The 14,225-nt window shown below is 53.6% G+C and carries 13 protein-coding genes; 9 read left to right on the plus strand and 4 right to left on the minus strand.

Annotated elements, in window-relative coordinates:
- The first annotated feature begins 73 nt into the window (after positions 1 to 73).
- The gene (locus LY264_RS18195) at positions 74 to 844 is read left to right on the plus strand and encodes an SDR family oxidoreductase (protein ID WP_003835790.1); all 771 of its coding nucleotides are present in this window, start codon (positions 74 to 76) and stop codon (positions 842 to 844) included.
- A gap of 58 nt (positions 845 to 902) precedes the next feature.
- Entirely contained in the window at positions 903 to 1,757 is an 855-nt protein-coding gene (locus LY264_RS18200) for a co-chaperone YbbN (protein WP_048226259.1), read from the plus strand.
- Positions 1,758 to 1,863: 106 nt separating this feature from the next.
- Here LY264_RS18200 and fetB read toward each other — a convergent pair whose 3' ends face one another.
- Positions 1,864 to 2,643, minus strand: coding sequence for an iron efflux ABC transporter permease subunit FetB (gene fetB, locus LY264_RS18205; protein ID WP_048214769.1), 780 nt, complete (start codon positions 2,641 to 2,643; stop codon positions 1,864 to 1,866).
- Positions 2,630 to 3,307 carry an iron efflux ABC transporter ATP-binding subunit FetA gene (gene fetA, locus LY264_RS18210; protein WP_048214770.1) on the minus strand — a complete coding sequence of 226 codons (678 nt, stop codon included), beginning with the start codon at positions 3,305 to 3,307 and terminating at the stop codon, positions 2,630 to 2,632. The genes fetB and fetA overlap by 14 nt, the downstream gene beginning before the upstream one ends.
- A 133-nt stretch (positions 3,308 to 3,440) precedes the next feature.
- On the opposite strand from fetA, the gene LY264_RS18215 reads away from it, so the two are divergent.
- From LY264_RS18215 to LY264_RS18230, 4 genes are read left to right on the plus strand one after another with little or no spacing between them, the layout of a single operon-like run.
- Positions 3,441 to 4,358, plus strand: a complete 918-nt coding sequence (locus LY264_RS18215; RefSeq protein ID WP_003831073.1) for an SPFH domain-containing protein — start codon at positions 3,441 to 3,443, stop codon at positions 4,356 to 4,358.
- On the plus strand, positions 4,355 to 4,813 hold the full coding sequence (locus LY264_RS18220; RefSeq protein ID WP_048214771.1) for an NfeD family protein: 459 nt from the start codon (positions 4,355 to 4,357) through the stop codon (positions 4,811 to 4,813). Before LY264_RS18215 ends, LY264_RS18220 begins: the two co-directional genes overlap by 4 nt.
- A gap of 19 nt (positions 4,814 to 4,832) precedes the next feature.
- Entirely contained in the window at positions 4,833 to 6,977 is a 2,145-nt protein-coding gene (locus tag LY264_RS18225; protein WP_048226261.1) for a PA5441 family protein, read from the plus strand.
- Entirely contained in the window at positions 6,947 to 7,663 is a 717-nt protein-coding gene (locus tag LY264_RS18230) for a DUF3142 domain-containing protein (RefSeq protein ID WP_048226262.1), read from the plus strand. The genes LY264_RS18225 and LY264_RS18230 overlap by 31 nt, the downstream gene beginning before the upstream one ends.
- Here LY264_RS18230 and cueR read toward each other — a convergent pair.
- On the minus strand, positions 7,660 to 8,070 hold the full coding sequence (gene cueR, locus LY264_RS18235) for a Cu(I)-responsive transcriptional regulator (protein WP_048226264.1): 411 nt from the start codon (positions 8,068 to 8,070) through the stop codon (positions 7,660 to 7,662). The two genes, LY264_RS18230 and cueR, sit on opposite strands and share 4 nt — an antisense overlap.
- Before the next feature lie 109 nt (positions 8,071 to 8,179).
- On the opposite strand from cueR, the gene copA reads away from it, so the two are divergent.
- The 3 genes from copA to ybaK all read left to right on the plus strand — a co-directional run bounded on the left by copA (position 8,180) and on the right by ybaK (position 12,309).
- Positions 8,180 to 10,681 carry a copper-exporting P-type ATPase CopA gene (gene copA / locus LY264_RS18240; protein ID WP_032942557.1) on the plus strand — a complete coding sequence of 834 codons (2,502 nt, stop codon included), beginning with the start codon at positions 8,180 to 8,182 and terminating at the stop codon, positions 10,679 to 10,681.
- A gap of 153 nt (positions 10,682 to 10,834) precedes the next feature.
- Entirely contained in the window at positions 10,835 to 11,629 is a 795-nt protein-coding gene (locus LY264_RS18245) for a TraB/GumN family protein (protein ID WP_048226266.1), read from the plus strand.
- A 200-nt stretch (positions 11,630 to 11,829) separates the two neighbouring features.
- A complete protein-coding gene (gene ybaK / locus LY264_RS18250) occupies positions 11,830 to 12,309 on the plus strand; it encodes a Cys-tRNA(Pro)/Cys-tRNA(Cys) deacylase YbaK (protein WP_003831056.1) in 480 nt (159 codons plus the stop codon).
- Between the two features lie 107 nt (positions 12,310 to 12,416).
- Here the strand turns inward: ybaK and ushA are convergent, their stop codons facing one another.
- Positions 12,417 to 14,069 (minus strand): bifunctional UDP-sugar hydrolase/5'-nucleotidase UshA, encoded by a 1,653-nt coding sequence (gene ushA / locus LY264_RS18255; RefSeq protein WP_048226268.1) that lies wholly within the window; start codon positions 14,067 to 14,069, stop codon positions 12,417 to 12,419.
- Positions 14,070 to 14,225: the final 156 nt, after the last annotated feature.

Here is a 14,225-nt window from a genome sequence, read left to right on the forward strand (position 1 = left end):
CAGACAACTTGAAGTATGACGGATATAGTAAATCACGACTCGTAATTCAACGGAGATCCTGACAGGTAAAGTTATGCAAAAATCGGTCTTAATAACAGGATGTTCCAGCGGAATCGGCCTGGAAAGTGCGCTTGAGCTAAAGCGCCAGGGTTTTCAAATTCTGGCAGGCTGTCGCAAACCTGACGATGTCGCGCGTATGAACAGCATGGGATTCACTGGCGTGTTGCTGGATCTGGATTCACCCGAAAGCGTGGATCGTGCCGCCGATGAAGTGATCGCCCTGACCGATAATCGTTTATATGGGATCTTTAACAACGCCGGATACGGTGTCTATGGTCCACTGCCCACCATCAGCCGTGAACAGATGGAACAGCAGTTTTCCGCCAACTTCTTTGGCGCACATCAGCTTACCATGCGCCTGTTGCCTGCCATGTTACCCCACGGCGAAGGGCGCATTGTGATGACCTCCTCGGTGATGGGATTGATCTCAACGCCGGGACGCGGCGCCTATGCCGCCAGCAAATATGCACTGGAAGCCTGGTCCGACGCACTGCGTATGGAACTGCGCCACAGCGGGATTAAGGTCAGCCTGATTGAACCCGGCCCCATCCGTACCCGCTTTACCGAAAACGTCAACCAGACCCAGAGCGATGCTCCCGTGGAAAATCCCGGCATTGCCGCGCGTTTTACGCTGGGACCAGAAGCGGTTGTCGCCAAAGTGCGTCATGCGTTTGAGAGCGATAAACCAAAGCTACGTTATCCGGTTACGCTGGTGACGTGGGCAGTGATGCTGCTTAAACGCCTGCTGCCAGGCCGCATAATGGACAAAATTTTACAGGGTTGAGTTGAAGCTCGCGCGTCAGCCCCCATGTAACAAGAAATCGACAAAAGAGAGTAACTCCATGTCCACACAGAATATTGTTAACATTAACGAATCGAACCTACAGCAGACCCTTGAACAGTCGATGACCACCCCGGTCCTGTTCTATTTTTGGTCTGAGCGCAGCCAGCATTGTCTGCAATTAACGCCGGTACTGGAGAGCCTTGCCGCCCAGTATAACGGTCAATTTATTCTCGCTAAGCTGGACTGCGACGCCGAACAGATGATCGCCTCCCAGTTTGGTCTGCGCGCGATCCCTACGGTTTATCTGTTCCAGAACGGCCAGCCAGTGGATGGATTCCAGGGCCCGCAACCGGAAGAGGTTATTCGCGCACTGCTGGAGAAAGTGCTGCCGAGCGAAGAAGAGCTGAAAGCACGCCAGGCTATCGAATTCATCGAAGCCGGTAATCACGCGGATGCGCTGCCACTGCTGAAAGAAGCCTGGCAGATCTCCAACCAGAGCAGCGAAATCGGTCTGCTGCTGGCGGAAACGCAAATCGCCCTGAACCGTTCTGATGAAGCCGAAGCGGTACTGAAAACCATTCCGTTGCAGGATCAGGACACCCGCTATCAAGGGCTTATCGCACAGATCGAACTGCTGAAGCAGGCCGCTGATACGCCGGAAATCCAACAGTTGCAACAGCAGGTCGCCAGCAATCCACAGGATGCGGCGCTGGCAACGCAGTTGGCTATTCAATTGCACCAGGTCGGGCGCAACGAGGAATCGCTGGAATTACTGTTCAGCCACCTGAAGAAAGATCTTACGGCTGCCGATGGTCAGGCACGTAAGACCTTCCAGGAGATCCTTGCCGCATTAGGAACCGGCGATGCGCTGGCTTCCAAATACCGTCGTCAGCTGTACGCGCTGCTGTACTAATTGGTTCATCATGCCCGATGGCGCTACGCTTATCGGGCCTACAAACACAACCAACACCTCATTCCCGTCGGCCGGATTATGGCGGTAGCCGCCATACGGCATCACATCACGGTTTCTTTAATGGCGTCACCACCAGTTGGTGGCGCGAATTATAGAACTTCCGATAGGTTAAATAGCAGGCAATAATGGTCGACAGGCTGGCGGTGGAAAGCAGCATAAACGTCACCATAATCTGATACTTAATCGCTTTTACCGGGTCAATACCTGCAAAGATCAATCCCGACATCATCCCCGGTAAACTCACCAGCCCCACGGTCTTCGCTGAATCGATAGTCGGAATCAGCGAGGCGCGAATGCTGTCGCGAATCAGCGGCGCAGAAGCCACCTTCGGCGTTGCGCCGAGGCTGAGTTTTTCCTGAATTTGCTGCTGCTCGCTGTTAAACCGCTGCCCCAAATTGTTGTAACACAGCCCCACCGCCACCATCGCATTACCTGCAATCATGCCGGAGATCGGGATGACCTGCATCGGCGTGAACTCGATAGAGCCTGACAGAACCAGCACCGAAAGCGTTAGCCCCGCCCCCGCCGTAATGGCAATAAACGACGAGAGAAAAGCTTTATCAATATATTTACTGCGTTTTTGCGCGTTATAGGCCGCGTTAAAGCAGATAAACAGCACCATCAATAAGGTCAGAATGCTATGGTTGACGCCAAAAATATATTTCAGCACGTAGCCCACGATAATAAGCTGAACCACTGCCCGGCAAACGCTCCAGAGAATATCTTTTTCCAGCGCCAGCTTTTCTTTGTTGCTGATCAGTATCGCGACCACCACCAGCATCATCGCTAACGCCAGGGATTCATTGGTAATATTATGCTCGTTCATTGCTGACTTCCTGCATTTCTCCGGCGTGCGGTTGAAGAGTGATGACATTATCCGCGTGATTAATCTCATCTTTATCGTGCGTCACCCACAGCACGGCAATATTCTTGTCGCGAACATAGTGGTGAATTAATTCGTTCACGTTACGTTTGTTGGACTCATCCAGTGCGCTGGTGATTTCATCAAGCAGCAGGATTTTCGGCAGAAACTGCAAATTACGAATTAACGAGACGCGCTGCTTTTCGCCACCAGATAGCTCATTGATATTTTTTTTCAGGATCGTCTCGGGCAACTGAAAACGAGCCAGATCTTCCAGAAACACATCCGGTTCCGGGCGTTTATCGCGGATTTGCCAGGGAAAAATGAGGTTGTCGTAGACGGTATCACCGAACAAAGCGGGCGTTTGCGCGCAATAAGAGACCTGCTGGCGATAAGCTTCAGGCTTAAGCGTTGATATCTCCTTACCCTCAAAAAGGATTTCACCGGAACTCGGGCTAATTAACGACGCGACTATCTTGAGTAACGTACTTTTACCGCAGCCGGACTGGCCGGTAATCAGCTTAAATTCTCCGGCGCGGAGATCAAAACAGATGTTATTAAGAATCTGCGTCGCCCCTGCCTGCCATGCGACATTTTTTAACTGAAGCAGAATGCTGCTTTCTTCCATTACCAATCCCTTTTTACATCTTTCGTGCAGATAGTCTATCCCTGTAATTTATTATAGGGGAGCCCACCTTGATAAATCGGGTATAATTTGACTAATGAGGCAGTAAAGGACAGCACAACAGGAGGTTTCATCAATGCTCATTTTTATTCCTATTCTTATTTTTGTCGCGCTGGTGATCGTCGGCGCAGGCGTCAAAATCGTCCCGCAGGGATATCAGTGGACGGTAGAGCGTTTTGGCCGTTACACCAAAACTCTGCAACCGGGTTTAAGCCTTGTTGTACCGTTCATGGACCGCATTGGTCGTAAGATCAATATGATGGAACAGGTGCTTGATATCCCCTCTCAGGAAGTCATCTCCAAAGATAACGCCAACGTCTCGATTGATGCTGTGTGCTTTATTCAGGTGATCGACGCGCCGAAAGCCGCGTATGAAGTCAGCAACCTGGAACTGGCGATCATCAACCTGACCATGACCAACATTCGTACTGTTCTCGGCTCGATGGAGCTCGATGAAATGCTCTCCCAGCGCGACAACATCAACACGCGCCTGCTGCATATCGTTGATGAGGCAACCAATCCCTGGGGCATCAAAATCACCCGTATTGAGATCCGCGACGTGCGTCCTCCGGCAGAACTTATCGACGCCATGAACGCGCAAATGAAAGCCGAACGTACCAAGCGCGCCTACATTCTTGAAGCCGAAGGGATCCGTCAGGCAGAAATCGTTAAGGCCGAAGGTGAGAAGCAGTCGAAAATCCTCATCGCGGAAGGTGAACGTCAGTCCGCATTTTTACAGGCTGAAGCGCGTGAACGTTCCGCAGAAGCAGAAGCCCGCGCAACACAGATGGTGTCTGAAGCCATTGCCGCCGGGGATATTCAGGCCGTGAACTACTTCGTGGCTCAGAAATACACCGAAGCGCTGCAGCATATCGGCTCGTCGAATAACAGCAAAGTGGTGATGATGCCGCTGGATGCCAGCAGCCTGATGGGTTCCATTGCCGGGATCGCCGAACTGGTTAAGGACAGCGCCAGCGAGCGGAAAAAATCATGATAGCGATGATTCTGGTGCACCCGCATATCTTCTGGCTCAGCCTCGGTGGTCTGTTACTGGCCGCCGAGATGCTGGGCGGCAACGGCTATCTGCTGTGGAGCGGCGTGGCAGCGGTGATTACCGGTCTGGTCATCTGGCTCGTTCCACTAGACTGGGCGTGGCAGGGGGCAATGTTCGCTGCCCTCACCCTGCTGGCGGCCTGGCTGTGGTGGAAGTGGCTGGCAAGGCGCGTTCAGGAGCAGCAGCCAGCCGATAGCCATCTTAACCAACGTGGACAACAGTTAGTTGGCCGTCGATTTACTCTGGAAACTGACCTGGTCAATGGTCGCGGACATATGCGCGTCGGCGACAGTTCCTGGCCCGTTAGCGCCCGTGACGATTTGAGCGCCGGAACGCAGGTTGAAGTCATTGCCGTTGAGGGAATCACCCTGATTATAAAAGCGGTATCACACTAAAAAGACAGGAAATAAGACTATGGTCAGGAAGACACCCCTTGCCTTTGCCCTTTGCACATTGCTGACCGCCGCCCCGCAGGCATTCGCTTCGTTCGATATGGAAGACTGCAAATGGAGCGACGACAGCTGCCTGCTGAAAGGCACGCCAACCTTTAACCCTGAAAACGACAGCCGCGACAACCTGCTGCGGCTGCTGAGCCAGGAAAAATCATTTGCTCTGCCCGTGCAGTCGATGCCCGCAGACATCACTCGCTCCCGCGATTTCTATTTTGCCTATCACCCGCAATGGGATGAGGCTGCCCCGCAAACAGCGGCAGCTCAGGCATCCGCCGCGGACAGCCCTCTCTCCCGACAGATGGCCGAGCTGAACATTAGCGCCGACGAAATAAACATCAATGACGCTGAGCTAGAGAACCGTCATGTTTCGAATAACGCCGAGAGCGTTAGCGCCTTTTTTGCCGCGCTGTTGGCCGATTCCACATTAACAGCGGAACAGCGTCAGGCCTTAGCCCAGGCGCGTACAGGACTGCTTTCCGGAGCAACCCGCGAGCAAATTGAGTCTTCTCTTGCCACCTTCCCGGCAGATTCTCAAGCTCTGCCCTATAAAAGCTATCTGGCAGCAGCAGCCAGTTTCTATGCCGGTGATTATGCCAGTGCCGAACGGGATTTCACTCAGCTTGCTACAAGCGACCGTCCGTGGCTGGCAGAGACCGCGCAATACATGCTGATGCGCACGGCGTTGAACAAGAGCAGTCAGAACAGCGTGGGCGAGTACGGCGATTTTGATATTGCGAAAATTAATCGCGAGGATGCCACTCAGGCTCAAGAGTTGGCGCAGGCCTATCTGCAGAGTTTTCCCCAAGGACTCTACGCTGACTCTTCACGAGGCATGTTGCGTCGCATCAACTGGTATTTACAGTCATGGCCGCAGCTGGCCGGGTTGTATGAACAGACGCTGAAGCAGTCGGCTGACGCACGGCAACTGCGCGAAAATGTCATCGAATACGATAATGTCTATGGCATGGCGTTCTACGACCAGTCCGTCGTTGAGGCCTTCCCCGACGCGCCGCGAGTCAGCTATATCGAACTGCTACGCGCGCTGCGCCTGGATAACAACAGCAAACCCACGCTGACGCAGGCACAGCTCGACGCCAGCAAACCGGTGTTTGAACAGAGCCAAAAACTGCCGCTATGGCGCGACCTGCAACTGAATCTGTGGCTGGCAACGGGCAACTACGCGGCAATTATTCAGACAGTTACGCCAGCGCAGAAACTTGCCGCTCACGATACCCTCGCCTTCAGCGAACAGGTGCTGTACGGCGAAGCGTTGATGGGCCAGAAGAAATGGGCCGAGGCGCGCGATTTTTGGCAGCAGTTGTTAAAACTCAGCCAGGATAACGAACAGCAGCAATATGTGCAGGCTAAGCTTGCCGCCACGCTGGTATATAACGGCGATGTGGCGGCAGTTTTCGCACCGAATAGCGCGGTGACCAACCTGCGCTTTCGCTCGCAGGTGCTGAAAACGCAGGCCACGCCAGAACTGCTGCGCCAGCAGGCCGTTCATGGCCCGAATAACGAAGAGCGTACCATTGCGCTGCATACGCTGCTGGTGCGGGATCTTACAGAGAATCGTTTTGGCGACTGGCTTACTGACAGAAAACTGGCCAGCGCGATTACATCACCGGTCATTGGCGAAGCGTTTGATGACGTTAACCTGAGCATATTCGACTGGAATGGCGACACGGCGCAGGCGGGTTATACGTGCCGCAGCCTCAATGAAACGGTAACGGTATTGAGCAAAAAAGCGGATGATGCTCACGCGCTGAACTGCCTTGGCGAATTCTTCCGCACCACGCAAACACATGTTGATCTGTGGAAAAACAGCGCTGGCAACGATGTGCTTGAATCAGCTATCTCGCGCAAGAAACCTTTCGGCCAGTTCGACAGGCAAAGCTACTATCAGCAGGTAATTACCTCGCCCACCGCGGAAGTCGAAGATAAGAGCTTCGCGCTGTATCGCGCCATCATGTGCTATGCGCCATCAGGCGCTAACGAATGCGGCGGTGAAGACGTGGATAAACTGCAGCGTAAGGGCTGGTTCACCCAACTGAAAACGCAGTATCCGGGAAGCCCGTGGGCGCAAAAACTCAAATATTACTGGTAACCGCACTGCTTCTCGGCCAGGCACAGGCAGCGGATATCGTCGCCGCCCGTGAACATTCAGCCTTCTGGCTGTGGTCTGGGGTGAAAGCCAGTGACGAGCTGAAAGACGCGCAAACGGTTTATCTGCACCAGGGCGAGGTACTGGTTCGTTCCGGTAACGTGGTGTTCCAGCGCCTCGGACTGCCGGTCAGTCGTCTGTCTTTTCCCTCAATCTGGCTGACCGTACGCTTTACAACCCTCGACGTACCGGAAGAGATCCCGGCGCGTATCATACGGTTGATGCAGCGCTGGCAGACCGCCGGGAATCACGTCGTTGGCCTGCAGGTTGATTTTGACGCAGCGACCCATCAACTGACCGACTACGCCCACTTTCTGCAGCAACTGCGCCAACAGCTCCCGGCCGAGTTTGCGCTAGGCGTAACCGGACTACTGGATTGGGCAAAAACGGGCGACGTCGCTACGCTGAACGCGTTGGCGGTCGATGAACTGGTGGTGCAAAGCTATCAGGGGCGTCACACAGTGACGAATTATCAGGCGTATCTACCCGCGCTGAGCCGCCTGCGCATTCCATTTAAGCTGGGACTGGTGCAAAACGGTAACCGGGACCCACTGGCTGAAGCGCAGCTTGAGAAATCCCCGTGGTACCGCGGCACGGTGGTGTTTATGCTTAATCCCTCTCGCCGTTAAGCCTTCGCTTTGTGATGACTGCAACCGGAGAGATTATCCATGATCGGACATTCAGCACTGTCATCGCCAGGGCAACTGTCTGCCAGCGCCAGCAAATGCAAGCGCATGGCCTGCAATTCTCTGATATGCCGCTCAATGTCAGCCACCTTTTCCAGGGTGCGCTTTTTCACATCCGCGCTATGACGCGCCGGATCGTTAAACAGGTTTACCAGCTCGCCGCACTCTTCCAGGTTAAACCCAACCTGCCGCGCCTGACGCAGCAGCATCAGTTCATTCAAATGCTTTTGGCTGTATGTGCGATAGCCATTTTCACCACGCAGCGGCGGCGTCACCAGCCCTTTCTCTTCATAAAAGCGAATCGCTTTACTGGTTAAACCGGTTTTTTTAGCAACATCGGATATATTCACATCTCCCCCCTTGACCTTCCCCTTGATGGAAGGTTTAACCTTTATAACAGTTAGTCAAAACGATTGCTAAGGTCAATGAATCTCAGACCAATCATAGAGGAAATTTGTTATGTCTCAAACCATCGATCTAACCCTGGACGGCTTGTCCTGTGGTCACTGCGTAAAACGCGTTAAAGAGAGTCTGGAGCAACGCCCGGACGTTGAGCAAGCGGATGTCACTGTGACTGAAGCGCACATCACCGGGAGCGCCAGTGCTGAAGCGCTGATTGAAACCATCAAACAAGCCGGTTACGGCGCGGAGTTAAGCCACCCAAAGGCTAAACCGCTGACGGAGTCATCAATCCCGTCGGAAGCACTGGCAGCGGTCCCTTCCGAGCTTCCGGCAGCTACGGCTGATGATGACAGCCAACAGTTGCTGTTAAACGGCATGAGCTGCGCCAGCTGTGTTATCCGCGTACAAGATGCTCTGCAAAGCGTACCGGGTGTCACGCAGGCACGGGTAAACCTGGCGGAACGTACTGCGCTGGTAATGGGCAGTGCGTCCGCCGACCAGTTAGTGAAAGCGGTGGAAAAAGCGGGCTACGGCGCAGAAGCCATTGAAGATGATGTTAAGCGCCGCGAGCGTCAGCAAGAAACCGCCGTGGCAACCATGAAACGTTTTCGCTGGCAGGCGGCCGTCGCTCTGCTGTTAGGTATCCCTGTCATGGTATGGGGAATGATTGGTGAAAACATGATGGTCACTGCCGACAACCGCAGCCTGTGGCTGACGATTGGTCTGGCAACGCTTGCCGTGATGGTTTTCGCGGGCGGTCATTTTTACCGCAATGCGTGGAAAAGCTTGATGAACGGCACCGCGACCATGGATACACTGGTGGCACTGGGTACGGGGGTGGCATGGCTTTATTCCATGAGCGTCAACCTCTGGCCGCAATGGTTCCCGATGGAAGCAAGACACCTCTATTATGAAGCCAGTGCGATGATTATCGGTCTGATTAACCTCGGGCACATGCTGGAAGCGCGGGCTCGTCAGCGCTCGTCCAAAGCACTGGAAAAATTACTCGATCTGACGCCGCCGACCGCGCGTGTTGTTACCGACGAAGGTGAAAAGAACGTGCCGCTGGCAGACGTTCAGGCGGGAATGTTGCTGCGCCTGACCACCGGTGACCGCGTTCCGGTAGATGGCGAAATCACTCAGGGCGAAGCCTGGCTGGATGAAGCCATGCTGACCGGAGAGCCTATTCCGCAACAAAAAGGCGAAGGCGATAGCGTCCACGCCGGTACGGTCGTACAGGACGGCAGCGTGCTGTTCCGCGCCAGTGCCGTTGGCAGCCACACCACGCTGTCACGCATTATTCGTATGGTGCGCCAGGCGCAAAGCAGTAAACCGGAGATTGGTAAACTGGCTGACCGTATCTCCTCAGTGTTCGTTCCGGTCGTCGTCGTCATTGCGCTGGTGAGTGCGGCAATCTGGTATTTCTTCGGGCCGGCACCACAAATTGTTTATACGCTGGTGATAGCCACCACCGTACTGATTATTGCTTGCCCTTGTGCGCTGGGCCTGGCGACGCCGATGTCGATTATTTCCGGTGTGGGTCGTGCCGCTGAGTTTGGGGTTCTGGTACGTGATGCCGATGCGCTGCAGCGCGCCAGCACGCTCGATACCGTCGTGTTTGATAAGACCGGGACATTGACAGAAGGTAAACCGCAGGTTGTCGCCATCAAAACGTTTGGCAACACCGATGAAGCGCTGGCAATTCGTCTGGCTGCGGCCCTTGAACAGGGCTCCAGCCACCCGCTGGCCAGAGCGATACTGGACAAAGCCGGTGATGTTACGCTGCCACAGGTCAATGGTTTCCGTACGCTGCGTGGTTTAGGCGTCAGTGGCGAAACGGAAGGTCATACGCTGCTGCTGGGTAACCAGGCGCTGCTTAATGAACAGCAGGTAGATACCACTGAAATGGAAGCTGAAATCACCGCTCAGGCATCCCAGGGGTCAACCCCGGTCCTGTTGGCGATTGATGGCAAAGCGGCGGCGCTGTTAGCGGTGCGTGATCCACTGCGTAGCGACAGCGTGGCAGCACTTCAGCGCCTGCACCGCAACGGGTATCGTCTGGTGATGCTTACCGGTGACAACCCAACCACGGCTAACGCTATTGCCAAAGAAGCCGGTATTGATGAGGTGATAGCCGGTGTTCTGCCGGATGGTAAAGCCGAGGCGATTAAACGTCTGCAAAGCCAGGGACGTCAGGTTGCCATGGTGGGTGACGGTATCAACGATGCACCTGCGCTGGCTCAGGCCGATGTCGGAATTGCCATGGGTGGCGGCAGCGATGTGGCGATTGAAACCGCCGCGATTACGCTGATGCGTCATAGCCTGATGGGCGTTGCGGATGCACTGTCTATCTCCCGGGCAACGCTGCGTAATATGAAGCAGAATCTGGTCGGCGCGTTTATTTATAACAGCATCGGTATCCCCGTTGCCGCTGGGATCCTGTGGCCGTTCACCGGAACACTGCTGAATCCGGTCGTTGCTGGGGCGGCGATGGCGCTCTCCTCCATTACTGTGGTGAGCAACGCTAACCGACTGCTGCGCTTCAAACCGAAAGAGTAACCCTCTGCCGCATGGCGCTCTCGCTTATCCGGCCTACAAAGTGCAGGTAACATTGTAGGCTGGATAAGACGATTTCGCGTCGCCATCCGGCGATTCTCGCATTGCACCTTCCAGGACCACGCGCTAGCATGAAAGTCTACTTAGGGAGGTCGTATGGATCTGTTATACCGGGTAAAAACATTTTTCACCGCGCTGCGCGGCAACCACTATACCTGGCCTGCCATCGACATTTCATTGCCCGGCAACCGCCATTTTCATCTGATTGGCAGTATTCACATGGGCAGTCGCGATATGGCACCTCTGCCTGCCAAATTACTCAAAAAACTCAACCATGCCGACGCGCTGATTGTCGAAGCAGATGTTTCCGGTGACGACGCGCCGTTTGCTAACCTTCCTGCATTTGCCGCACTCGAAGAACGTATCAGCCCGGAGCAGTTAGAAAACCTGCGTAAAGTCACCAACGAACTGGGCATTTCCCCATCCCTGTTATCTACTCAGCCGTTGTGGCAAATCGCCATGGTATTACAGGCGACACAGGCACAGCAGTTGGGGCTACGGGCGGAATACGGAATTGATTACCAATTGCTGAAAGCGGCAAAACAAGCGCACAAACCCGTCATCGAACTGGAAGGCGCATCCAGCCAAATCGAGCTGTTATGTCAGTTGCCTGATAACGGGCTGGCCTTGTTGGACGATACTCTGACGCACTGGCATACCAATGCCAGATTGTTGCAACAGATGATGGGTTGGTGGCTTAAAACACCGCCACGCAATAGCGAACTGACGCTTCCCAATACCTTTAGCCAGTCGTTGTATGACGTATTGATGCATCAACGCAACACAGCCTGGCGCGATCGGCTCAGAGCGATGCCTGCTGGTCATTACGTCGTGGCCGTTGGCGCGTTGCATCTGTACGGAGAAGGAAATTTGCCGGAGATGTTAAGGTAAAAAAATGGCCAATATTTCTATTGGCCCGTCAAAGAGGAATTTCATCATTATTATGATCCCAATGCTTAAAGCATCGGTGTAGTTCGATTGTCGCTCAAAGTCATCATCCTGCCAATACTATTGCGCAAGATGGTACTATTTTTTAGACAGACATCAGGCGTATGCTTGAGTCGTATTTTGTCTGGTCCAGGAAAATTGCTATGACACCCGCCGTTAAATTACTCGAAAAAAACAAAATTTCTTTCCAGATCCACACCTACGATCACGATCCGTCCGAGACGAACTTTGGTGATGAAGTGGTGCGCAAGTTAGGTCTGAATGCGGACCAGGTCTACAAAACGCTGCTGGTTGCCGTGAATGGCGATATGAAGCATCTGGCGGTTGCGGTCACGCCTGTAGCCGGTCAATTGGATCTCAAAAAGGTCGCTAAGGCGCTGGGGGCTAAAAAGGTCGATATGGCCGATCCAATGGTTGCGCAACGAACCACCGGTTATCTGGTGGGGGGGATCAGCCCATTAGGACAGAAAAAGAGATTGCCAACGCTCATTGATGCCCCTGCCCAGACGTTTGACACCATTTATGTTTCCGGCGGCAAACGCGGGCTGGATATCGAACTGGCAGCCGGCGATCTGGCGAAAATTCTGGATGCGAAATTCGCCGACATCGCTCGTCGCGATTAAGCGGTTATAGAATGATTGCCTGATGGCGCGCAGCTTTAAGGCCTACAAATCGCACTGACCTGTAGGCCGGATAAGGTGCCCGCACCGCCATCCGGCACTCCGCCCTGTTACTGCCAGGTAACTTCACCCTTCGGCTCATACACACTGGCATCCAGCGGTGAGTTCTTCTGCACGAACTCTTTCAGCACTTCCGCATCAATAAACCCGGTATTCACATAGCCTGGTTTATTATCAATGCGCGGATAGCCATCGCCGCCGGTTGCGTTGAAGCTCAGGGTCGCCATACGATAATTTTTGGCTGGGTCAACGGGTTCGCCTTTGATTTTCAAATCGTTAAGCTTGCCGTCTTTCGCCACAAAGCTGACGTTGGCAAACTGCGGATAGGCCCCGGAGTCCGGCTTCATTTGCGCCACGGCGGTCAGATAGTCAATCACCTCTTTCCCGCTCATGTCGGCATACACCACGATGTTTCCGAACGGCTGTACTTTCAGTACGCTCTTATAGGTGATATCACCGCCTTCGATGGAATCACGGATGCCACCGCCGCTCATCACGCCAAAATCAGCGCTGGTTCGCGCCATTTGCGCAGCCAGCAGCAAATGTCCCATGTTGGTCTGCACGAAACGGACTTTGCTTCGGTCGCCTTCGAGGCGCGCATTGACGCTACCAATTTTCACGTCGAGCTGCGCTTTACCTTTATTCTGGAACGGCGTCAGCAGCGAAAGCATTTGCTGATTTTCAGCTATTTCCGGGGTATAGAGTACGCGCTCACTTTTACCGTTGTCCCAGGTCACTTTTTTCTTCAGGTTGACGGGAATGAGCTGGTAGTTGACCATTTTCATTTCGCCGTTACGGAACTCAAAGTCCGCCCGGCCCACATATTTCCCCCACTCGTGCGCCTGCACAATCCAGATCCCATTTTGCTTGTCTGGCGCACACGGCGTACCCGGTACGTAATCAACCTGCTTCTTGTTCTCTGAAGCCATACACACCGGATCCTGCGAGTGACCACCGACAATCATCGCCAGCGATCCCGCCGGCAGGCTACGCGCCATTTCGACATCGCCAGGGGCGTTCGAGCCGTGGTTGCCGTTGTCATAATGTCCCATATGGGTGGTCGCGATAATGATGTCTGGCTTTTCACCCATATTCAGTTCCTGGATAACCAGTTTGGCTTCATCAGCAGGTTTACGGAACTCAATATCGGTAAAGAACTCGGGGTTGCCTATTTTTGCCGTATCGTCGGTGGTTAAACCGAGTACGGCAATTTTTAAATCCTGGCGCTTAAAGATGGCCCACGGCTTAAACAAACGCTCGCCAGTGCTTTTCTGATAGATATTGGCCGAGAGAAACGGGAATTTGGACCATTTTTCCTGCTGGCGCAGTACGGTCATGGGATTATCAAACTCGTGGTTTCCGACCGCCATTGCGTCATAGCCAATCAGGTTCATCCCACGAAAATCAGGTTCCGCATCCTGCAGATCGGACTCCGGTACGCCGGTATTAATGTCGCCACCGGAAAGCAGCAGTACGCTTCCCCCTTCCTCTGCCACCTCTTTACGAATACTGTCCACCAGCGTTTTTTGCGCCGCCAGTCCGTATTCTCCGTATTCGCTGCGCCAGAAGTGACCGTGATGATCGTTGGTATGCAGAATGGTAATTTTGTAGGTTTTATCTTTTTCGTACGCTTGCGCTGGCTGACCTGCCAGCGTAAATGCGGCTAATAACGCCAGCGCCACGCCCCGTTTTAAAAACTTCATATTTCTCTCCCTGAGCCAAAATCAACGACTGAAATTACAATGATATGAAATAATAGTCGAAAATGTTTTCAGAAATGAGACTTCCTTCAAACACCTTCCGCAGGTATGTTAGTCAGGTAATAATAACAAAATAGATTACCCTCATAATCGCAACCC

The organism is Citrobacter portucalensis (assembly GCF_023374935.1).
GTDB lineage: Bacteria > Pseudomonadota > Gammaproteobacteria > Enterobacterales > Enterobacteriaceae > Citrobacter > Citrobacter portucalensis.

Coding starts and splice junctions, on each gene's coding strand:
- LY264_RS18195 (WP_003835790.1), top strand. CDS start 74: ATGCAAAAATCGGTCTTAATAACAGGATGTTCCAGCGGAATCGGCCTG.
- LY264_RS18200 (WP_048226259.1), top strand. CDS start 903: ATGTCCACACAGAATATTGTTAACATTAACGAATCGAACCTACAGCAG.
- fetB (WP_048214769.1), bottom strand. CDS start 2,643: ATGAACGAGCATAATATTACCAATGAATCCCTGGCGTTAGCGATGATG.
- fetA (WP_048214770.1), bottom strand. CDS start 3,307: ATGGAAGAAAGCAGCATTCTGCTTCAGTTAAAAAATGTCGCATGGCAG.
- LY264_RS18215 (WP_003831073.1), top strand. CDS start 3,441: ATGCTCATTTTTATTCCTATTCTTATTTTTGTCGCGCTGGTGATCGTC.
- LY264_RS18220 (WP_048214771.1), top strand. CDS start 4,355: ATGATAGCGATGATTCTGGTGCACCCGCATATCTTCTGGCTCAGCCTC.
- LY264_RS18225 (WP_048226261.1), top strand. CDS start 4,833: ATGGTCAGGAAGACACCCCTTGCCTTTGCCCTTTGCACATTGCTGACC.
- copA (WP_032942557.1), top strand. CDS start 8,180: ATGTCTCAAACCATCGATCTAACCCTGGACGGCTTGTCCTGTGGTCAC.
- LY264_RS18245 (WP_048226266.1), top strand. CDS start 10,835: ATGGATCTGTTATACCGGGTAAAAACATTTTTCACCGCGCTGCGCGGC.
- ybaK (WP_003831056.1), top strand. CDS start 11,830: ATGACACCCGCCGTTAAATTACTCGAAAAAAACAAAATTTCTTTCCAG.
- ushA (WP_048226268.1), bottom strand. CDS start 14,069: ATGAAGTTTTTAAAACGGGGCGTGGCGCTGGCGTTATTAGCCGCATTT.